Origin of the sequence: Nocardioides dubius, assembly GCF_039528155.1 — a bacterium.
Classification (GTDB): Bacteria; Actinomycetota; Actinomycetes; order Propionibacteriales; family Nocardioidaceae; genus Nocardioides; species Nocardioides dubius.
Genome location: NZ_BAAALG010000006.1, coordinates 192812 through 200517 on the forward strand (window position 1 = coordinate 192812; position 7706 = coordinate 200517).

Annotated in this window: 6 protein-coding genes; all 6 read right to left on the minus strand. The window is 69.8% G+C overall.

The annotated features are described in order from the left end of the window. Positions 1-11: 11 nt before the first annotated feature. Positions 12-560 (minus strand): hypothetical protein, encoded by a 549-nt coding sequence (locus ABD151_RS08350; protein ID WP_343993217.1) that lies wholly within the window; start codon positions 558-560, stop codon positions 12-14. Continuing rightward, positions 557-1669 (minus strand): proline-rich domain-containing protein, encoded by a 1113-nt coding sequence (locus ABD151_RS08355; RefSeq protein WP_343993219.1) that lies wholly within the window; start codon positions 1667-1669, stop codon positions 557-559. The genes ABD151_RS08350 and ABD151_RS08355 overlap by 4 nt, the downstream gene beginning before the upstream one ends. A gap of 76 nt (positions 1670-1745) precedes the next feature. Beyond that, positions 1746-4334 (minus strand): ATP-dependent chaperone ClpB, encoded by a 2589-nt coding sequence (gene clpB, locus ABD151_RS08360; RefSeq protein WP_343993221.1) that lies wholly within the window; start codon positions 4332-4334, stop codon positions 1746-1748. 260 nt (positions 4335-4594) lie between these two features. Beyond that, positions 4595-5521 (minus strand): Abi-alpha family protein, encoded by a 927-nt coding sequence (locus ABD151_RS08365; RefSeq protein WP_343993223.1) that lies wholly within the window; start codon positions 5519-5521, stop codon positions 4595-4597. Further along, entirely contained in the window at positions 5518-6864 is a 1347-nt protein-coding gene (locus tag ABD151_RS08370; RefSeq protein WP_343993225.1) for a DUF445 domain-containing protein, read from the minus strand. Before ABD151_RS08370 ends, ABD151_RS08365 begins: the two co-directional genes overlap by 4 nt. A gap of 91 nt (positions 6865-6955) precedes the next feature. Continuing rightward, the gene (locus tag ABD151_RS08375; protein ID WP_343993227.1) at positions 6956-7576 is read right to left on the minus strand and encodes a TetR/AcrR family transcriptional regulator; all 621 of its coding nucleotides are present in this window, start codon (positions 7574-7576) and stop codon (positions 6956-6958) included. Positions 7577-7706: the final 130 nt, after the last annotated feature.

Consider the following 7706-nt stretch of genomic DNA (forward strand, 5'->3'; position numbering starts at 1 on the left):
GCGTCCGGCTCTCAGCCGGTGCGGCGTGCGAACCAGGCGTTGGCGCCGCCCACGTACATCAGCACGATCACCACGACCGGGCCGATCACCAGCGGGATGAAGCCGATCGCGGTGATCAGCACCGTCACCCCCGAGAGGACCGTCAGCAGGATCCGCGCCGCCGAGGAGCGACGGACCACGAAGACCGCCGTGATGATCGCCAGCAGGGCCAGCAGTGCGGTGCCGAAGCCGACCCACACCACGCCGTCCGCGACGTTGTCGATGGTGATCCCGAGGTCGTCGATCGCCTTCATGAACTCGTCGTCGGAGCGGAGCTCCTTGATCAGGTCGTCGCGGGCGACGGCACCGAAGAGGCCGAACAGCCCGCCGATGGCGAAGGCGATGCCGGCACAGATCCAGGTCACGATGCCGGCCGCGAGCACGGTGCCCGGACGACGGTTCGGGTCGGTCTCGCCCCACTGCTGCTGGGGTGCGCCCCATTGCTGTTGCTGCTGCGGGTACGGCTCGCCGTAGGGCTGCTGGCCGTAGGGCTGGCCCGGCTGCTGCGGGTCCTGAGTCATCGCTGCTGGCTCCTCTTCTTCGCGATCATCCAATGGGTGATGCTGGGCCGGGTCAACAAGACCGCGGCATAGACGGTGAGGCCGGTGATGGCGAGCACCATCGGCACGCTGACGGCGGCGGTCAGCGAGAAGATCGCCGCGACCACGGCCGAGACGAAGAGCGTCCAGCGCGCCCACTCGTGGCCCCGGTAGGTGAAGACGGCGAGCACCATCGCCGCCAGCGACCAGAGCGCGAAGACCGCGCTGGTGGCCACCGCGATGCCGCGCAGGCTGGAGACGGAGACGCCGAGGCTGTCGAAGCTGTCGTCGCTCTCCCACATCTCCCGTGCCAGCGACTCACTGGTGCCGAGCGCGATCGCGACCGCGCCCATCGCCACGAAGATCATGCTGGAGAGCACCCAGGTGATCATGCAGGCGGTGCCCAGCTGACGCGGCCGCTCCGGCTCGCTCGGACGCTGGGCGTGGGTCCCGCCGCTCGGCGCACCCGCCGGGGTGCCGAAGCCGGCGAAGGCCGGCGGGCGCTCCAGGGTGTCCTGCGCCGTGGCACCACCGCCGGTGGGCGCCGGCTGGCCGGAGCCGGCGATCTGGCTGCTCGACCCCTGCTGGGGCGGCAGACCCCACGGGTCGCGCGGTGCGGCGTCGGCAGCGCGCGGGACCTCACGCGCCGGCTGGCGCGGGGGCTTGCCGTCGAACCAGTCGCGCGCGGGCGCCGTCCAGAGCAGGCCGACCGCGACCGCGACCATCGAGGTCGCGAATCCGCCGGCGACCATGCCGGTCAGGAACATCGGCAGTGCCAGGATGGTCAGGCCCAGCCGGGCCGCCCGGTTGCGGCGCAGCACGTAGCCGCCGAGGATCGCCATCGCCGCGGCGCACGCTCCCGCGACCAGCGCGGTGCCGTGCATGAAGTCGAGGACCTCCTGCAGGTCCAGGCCCATGCCGTCGAGCGGCGGCTCGTCGAGCGACTTCAGGATGCCCTCGCGGGTGTCGATCGAGCGCAGCCCCGCCACGGTCTCGTAGACGGAGACCAGGGCGAACAGCGATCCCAGGAGGATCACCCATCCGCCGAAGGTGACCTGTGCCGGTCGTGGGTGGGCTGCGCCGTCAGTCATGCGCACAGTCTCTCAAACGACGCACAGCGGGCGCCTGCCACTTCGGCAGGCGCCCGCTGTGCTGGTGGGGCGAGGGTCAGGCGACGCTCAACTCGAGTCCGCTCTCGCCCAGGCTGACCCGCACCTCGCCGCCGTCGGCGACCTCGCCGGCGATCAGCATCTTGGCGAGCCGGTCGCCGATCGCCGTCTGGATCAGGCGGCGCAACGGCCGTGCCCCGTAGGCCGGGTCGTACCCGTGGTCCGCGAGCCAGCCGCGCGCGTCGTCGTCGACGGCGATCTTGATCCGCCGCACCGCGAGCCGGTTCTCCAGCAGCCCGAGCTGCAGGTCCACGATGTGGGTGAGTGCGTCCTTGCTGAGCGCCTCGAACATCACGATCTCGTCGAGACGGTTGAGGAACTCCGGCTTGAAGTGGCCGCGCACGACGCCCATCACCGCCTCGCGGCGAGCCTCCGGCGTCAGCGACGGGTCGGTCTGGAAGACCGAGCCGAGGTTGCTGGTCAGGATCAGCAGCGTGTTGCGGAAGTCCACCGTGCGGCCCTGGCCATCGGTCAGCCGACCGTCGTCGAGCACCTGGAGCAGGATGTCGAAGACCTCCGGGTGCGCCTTCTCCACCTCGTCGAGGAGGACGACGCTGTACGGGCGACGGCGGACCGCCTCGGTGAGCTGACCGCCCTCGTCGTAGCCGACGTAGCCGGGAGGGGCGCCGACCAGGCGCGCCACCGAGTGCTTCTCGGAGTACTCGCTCATGTCGATGCGCACGATCGCGCGCTCGTCGTCGAAGAGGAAGTCGGCCAGGCTCTTGGCGAGCTCGGTCTTGCCGGTGCCGGTGGGGCCGAGGAAGAGGAACGAGCCGGTGGGCCGGTTCGGGTCCGCGATGCCGGCACGGGAGCGCCGCACCGCGTCGCTGACCGCGCTCACCGCGGCCTCCTGGCCGATCAGCCGCTCGCCGATCACCTGCTCCATCTCGAGCAGCTTGTCGGTCTCGCCCTGCAGCATCTTGCCGGTGGGGATCCCGGTCCACGCCTCGACGACGTCCGCGATCTCCTGAGCGCTGACCTGGTCGCCGACCAGCGGCTCCACCTCAGCCTCCTCGATCTCCGCGGACTCGGCGAGGGCCTTCTCCAGCGCCGGGATCTGCCCGTAGAGCAGCTCACTGGCCTCGTCGAGCTTGCCCTCGCGCATCAGCTTGTCGGCCTGCACCTTGACCGCGTCGAGACGACGACGCAGCTCGCCCTCGCCTTCGAGCGTGGACTTCTCCCGCTCCCAGCGGGCCTCCAGCCCGCGCAACCGCTCCTCGCGGTCGGCGAGGTCGGCACGCAGCTTCTCCAGCCGCTCGATGGAGGCCGGGTCGCTCTCCTTGGTGAGCGCGAACTCCTCCATCTTCAGCCGGTCGACGCCGCGGCGCAGCTGGTCGATCTCCTCGGGCGAGGACTCGCGCTCCATCCGCAGCCGCGACGAGGCCTCGTCGATCAGGTCGATCGCCTTGTCCGGCAGCTGGCGGCCGGTGATGTAGCGGTCGCTCAGGGTGGCGGCCGCGACCAGTGCGGCGTCGGTGATCCGGACGCCGTGGTGGGCCTCGTACTTCTCCTGGATGCCGCGCAGGATCTGGATGGTGTCCTCGACGCTGGGCTCGCCGACGAAGACCTGCTGGAAGCGCCGCTCCAGGGCCGGGTCCTTCTCGATCCGCTCGCGGTACTCATCGAGGGTGGTGGCACCGATCATGTGCAGCTCGCCGCGCGCCAGCATCGGCTTGAGCATGTTGCCGGCGTCCATGGCGGAGTCGCCGCCGGCACCTGCGCCGACCACGGTGTGCAGCTCGTCGATGAAGGTGACGACCTGGCCGCCGGCGTCCTTGATCTCCTCGAGGACGGCCTTGAGCCGCTCCTCGAACTCGCCGCGGTACTTGGCTCCGGCCACCATCGCGGCGAGGTCGAGGCTGAGCACCCGGCGTCCCTTGAGGGAGTCCGGCACGTCGCCGGCGATCACGCGCTGGGCGAGGCCCTCGACGACGGCGGTCTTGCCGACGCCGGGCTCGCCGATCAGCACGGGGTTGTTCTTGGTCCGGCGGCTGAGCACCTGGATCACCCGGCGGATCTCGGCGTCGCGACCGATCACCGGGTCGAGGCGCCCCTCCTCCGCGGCCTTGGTCAGGTCGACGGAGTACTTCTCCAGGCTCTCGTAGGTGGACTCGGCCTCCTGGCTGGTGACCCGGCGGTTGCCGCGGACGGCGGTCAGGCCCTCGCGCAGGCCGGCCTCGGTCAGGCCGGCGTCGGTGAGCACCTTGCTGGCACTGCTCTCGACGCCCGCGATCGCGATCAGCAGGTGCTCGGTGGCGACGTAGTCGTCCTTCATCGAGGCGGCCAGGTCGAGCGCGGCGGCCAGCACGCGGGTCAGTGCCGGCGAGGCGCCGGGCTGCTGCACGGTGGCACCGCTGGCGCTGGGCAGGGCGTCGCGCACCGACGTCGCGGTGCGGGTGATCGCGCCGGCGTCCGCACCTGCCTTGCCGATCAGGTTGCGCGCGGTGCCCTCGGCGTCGTCGAGAAGCGCCACCAGCAGATGGATCGGCTCGGTCTGGGTGTGACCCTTGGTGGTCGCACCCAACTGGGCAGCCTCGATCGCCTCGCGGCTGCGGGTGGTGAACTTGTCGGCACCGAACTGGCTCAAGGTGTCCCTCCTGGCTTCGCTCCTCGGACAAGCCAACCGCCGTTGCCGCCAGCTTGTCGAGACCCCCGTAGGGCCTCACTGATCTCAACGACACCAAAGTTGAGTATGTTCCGCTCAACTTTCCTTATCTCACTGAACTGCCGGTGATCCGGCTCACAGCGTCGAATTCCTGCCACCACCCCGATAGTCCCTGACGTTTTCGTGGTTTTCCGTCGCAGAAACCACGAAAACGTCAGGGACTATCCGGCAGCGGGACGGGATCAGTCGAGGTCGTGGGGGGCCTGGTGCTCGGGGAGGGCGGAGAGGTCCTCGTCCTCGGCGACCAGGCAGGTGCGGCAGAAGTCCTCGCCGAAGGGGGTCAGGTGGATGCTGCGGCGCACCACCTTGGCCGAGCGGACGGTGTGCATCGCCGCCAGCACGTCGGGCTGCGCCTCGACCACCTGGTACTCCAGCGGGTCGCGCAGCTGCTCGCGGGAGAACCAGATCAGGCCCAGCCGGAAGAGGTTGTTCAGGTACGAGGGCACCTGCTCCAGATACCGGACGCCGGCGCGCGGGCCGATCATGTTCAGCCCGGGTGCGATCAGGGTGGAGCTGGCCATCCCGATCACGCCGCCGGTGCGCACGTCGACGGTCGGCTGCGGACCGCCCTTGAGCAGCAGCAGGAGGATCCGGCCCTCGTCAGGCGCCATCTCGTCCAGGATCCTGGCGTAGGCCGGGTGGCCCTGCTCGGTGTTCCAGACATCGCGCGAGCGGGCGAGCAGCGCCTCCCCCTGCTGGCGCAGCGTGCGCTGGGTGCGCTGTTCGCGCGTCTCCCGCGGCTTCTCCTCAGGCGCCTGGCGAAGCGACGAGCTGACCTGGATCACGGCCTCGGGCACCGGGGTGCCGTGACTGAGCGCCTTCGCCAGATCGGCGATCACGCCGGAGGCGGCCGCCATGCCCTGCGCCACCTCGACCGCGGTCTGCGGATTGGTCGCGGCCTTGAGCACCCGGCGTCCGGTCCGCATGCCGGCCACCACGCCCCACTCGGCCGTGCGCAGCCAGGAGGTCGCCGCCAGCCGCACCAGGCCCGGCAGCGCCTCCACGGCCTGCTGGGTGTCGATGCGGGAGACCGGGGTCGCGCGCACACCCGCGACGTCGTCGTCAGCCACGGCGCTCTGCTCCTCGCTCGGCCACTGGTCCTCGGTCATCCGCCCACCCTAAAGATCAACTCGTGCAGGAGCCCACCCGCGGCCCCCATGATCGCGCCATGGGCGTAGAGCATCCACTCGTCCTCACGGATCGCGGCCCGCATCATCTCGACGAAGTCCTTGGGCGGCAGCTCCTTGGTCCGCATCGCGATCAGCGCCCGGATCTTCTCCGACTGCTGCCTGCTGAACGCGGCGTCCTGGAACGGGGTCAGGGTGCGCCCGACCGCCTCCGAGGCGAACTCGCCCTTGATCCGGTCGTAGGTCCGCCCGCCGAGCGCGATCCGGGCCGCCGTCCGCGCCGGGCCCGCGGCCCGGTCGATCGCCGGAGCGAGGGCGTCGGCCAGCATCTGCCGGGTCCGGTCCCCGCGCGGGCCGTCCATCAGGAAGTCCCCTATCCGCTGCAGGGTGATCACGTCGTCGGCGATGATCCGGGCGTACACCTCGGCAGCCTCGTCCTGGCGTCGCAGGAAGAGCCCGTGGAACCTGATCCCGAAGTAGCGCCTGGGCTCGGTCGGCTCGAAGATCAGCCACATGCCGAGCGCGTTGGTGATCCAGCCGACGCCGATGCCGAGCACCGGCAGGATCCACCACAGGTGCACCCAGTGGTAGATGAAGGCCACCGGGATGCCGAGCAGGAACCCGAAGATGAACCCGAAGTTCACCATCAGGTTGAGCTCCTTCTGGCCCATGTCCTTGAAGACCCGCACCACCAGGTCGGGGTTCTTCTGGAAGTGGTCGATCACCATGATCTTGGGATCGAGCAGCTGGTCGATGTGGACGCCGATCTCCTCGGTGACCGTGCCCACCACGCTCGGCAGCTGCGCCTGCACCCGGGCGATGATCGCGCGCTTCCCCGCCACCGGCAGGTCGCGCCAGAAGGCAGGGTTGCTGCGTTGCATGACCTCCTCGACCAGCTCGGGGATCTCCGGCTCGAAGAGGGTGACGATGTGCTCGCCGATCTTCTCCGGCTCCAACTGCTGGTAGAACTCCGCCGGCGTGCCGAGCTTCGCGATCGCCTTGTCGACGGCGATCGAGCCCATCTTGGCCGCCCGCGCGGGCACGATCCCCTGCCAGCCGATGCCGCCCTGCAGGAACCCGGGCACCTCTTGCAGCTTGCGCGGCGCGAGCCGGGTCAGCTCGGCCATCCCCGGCACCCGGAAGCCGTGGAAGCGGATCGGGTAGAAGAGCATGATCAGGCCGGTCCAGTTGATCAGCCAGCCGATCACGGCGGTGAAGAGCGGGATGCTGAGGAAGGCGAACCACTCCCAGGAGCCGTGCAGGTCCTGAAGGAACCAGTCGACGTCACCCAGCCAGTCGAGAAGTCCGTTGAGCGTCGTACCCACCACCTTGTCGCCGGACGCCCGCGGGGCCGTCGCCTACTTCCCTCACCCTGGGCTGGAGGTTACCCAAGCAACTGCATGTCCGAACAGGGTTTCACTCTTCGACACGGGTGATGCCGCGAGTGATCGCCGCGGCGGTGAAGGCGATCAGCTCCGCAGGGTCGACGTGTCGCGCCCAGTTGTTGACCAGCGTGTCGGAGACGCCCATCAGCCCCGACAGCACGAAGGGGATCATCGCCGGCGCCGGCACCAGCCGACGACCCTCAACCTGAGCTGCCGCGACGACCGCACGCTCCAGCTCGGCGTTGTACGCCACAGCCGTCGCCCGCACCTGGCCGACCGACTCACGCTCGAACTGCTGGCCACTGACGGCGTCCTGCCAGACCGCTGTCATCCTGCCGACGCGCGACCACTGCCGCGCAGACTCCGGAATCACCGCCTCGAGCAGCGCGGCGACGCCATCCTCGCGCGGCACCTGGGCGAGGAACCGGGTGGACTCGATCTGGCTCTCGTTCAACAGCGCGACGAAGATGTCGTGCTTGTCAGCGAAGTACTTGTAGATCAAGCCGGTGCTGGTGCCCGCCCGTTGCGCCACCGCCCGGATCGTCAGGGCGGAGTAGCCGCCCTCGTCCAGCAGCGCCGCGGCCGCATCCAGTGTGCCGCGACGGCGTGCGGCCGCGTCCCCGTACACCGACCTGTCGTTCGCCTCGCTCACGGCGTCACCGTACCCGGCATCGGGCGCACCTCACGCCAGCTGGAATGAACGATGTCCATTCCAGGATTGAACATTGTTCATTCTATCGCCTACGGTGTCCTCACCTGGCGTCACCCATGACCGCCGACCT

What these genes read in the sequence shown, in the direction of transcription:
- ABD151_RS08350 (WP_343993217.1), bottom strand. Translation starts at nt 560, where the DNA reads ATGACTCAGGACCCGCAGCAGCCGGGCCAGCCCTACGGCCAGCAGCCC.
- ABD151_RS08355 (WP_343993219.1), bottom strand. Translation starts at nt 1,669, where the DNA reads ATGACTGACGGCGCAGCCCACCCACGACCGGCACAGGTCACCTTCGGC.
- ABD151_RS08365 (WP_343993223.1), bottom strand. Translation starts at nt 5,521, where the DNA reads ATGACCGAGGACCAGTGGCCGAGCGAGGAGCAGAGCGCCGTGGCTGAC.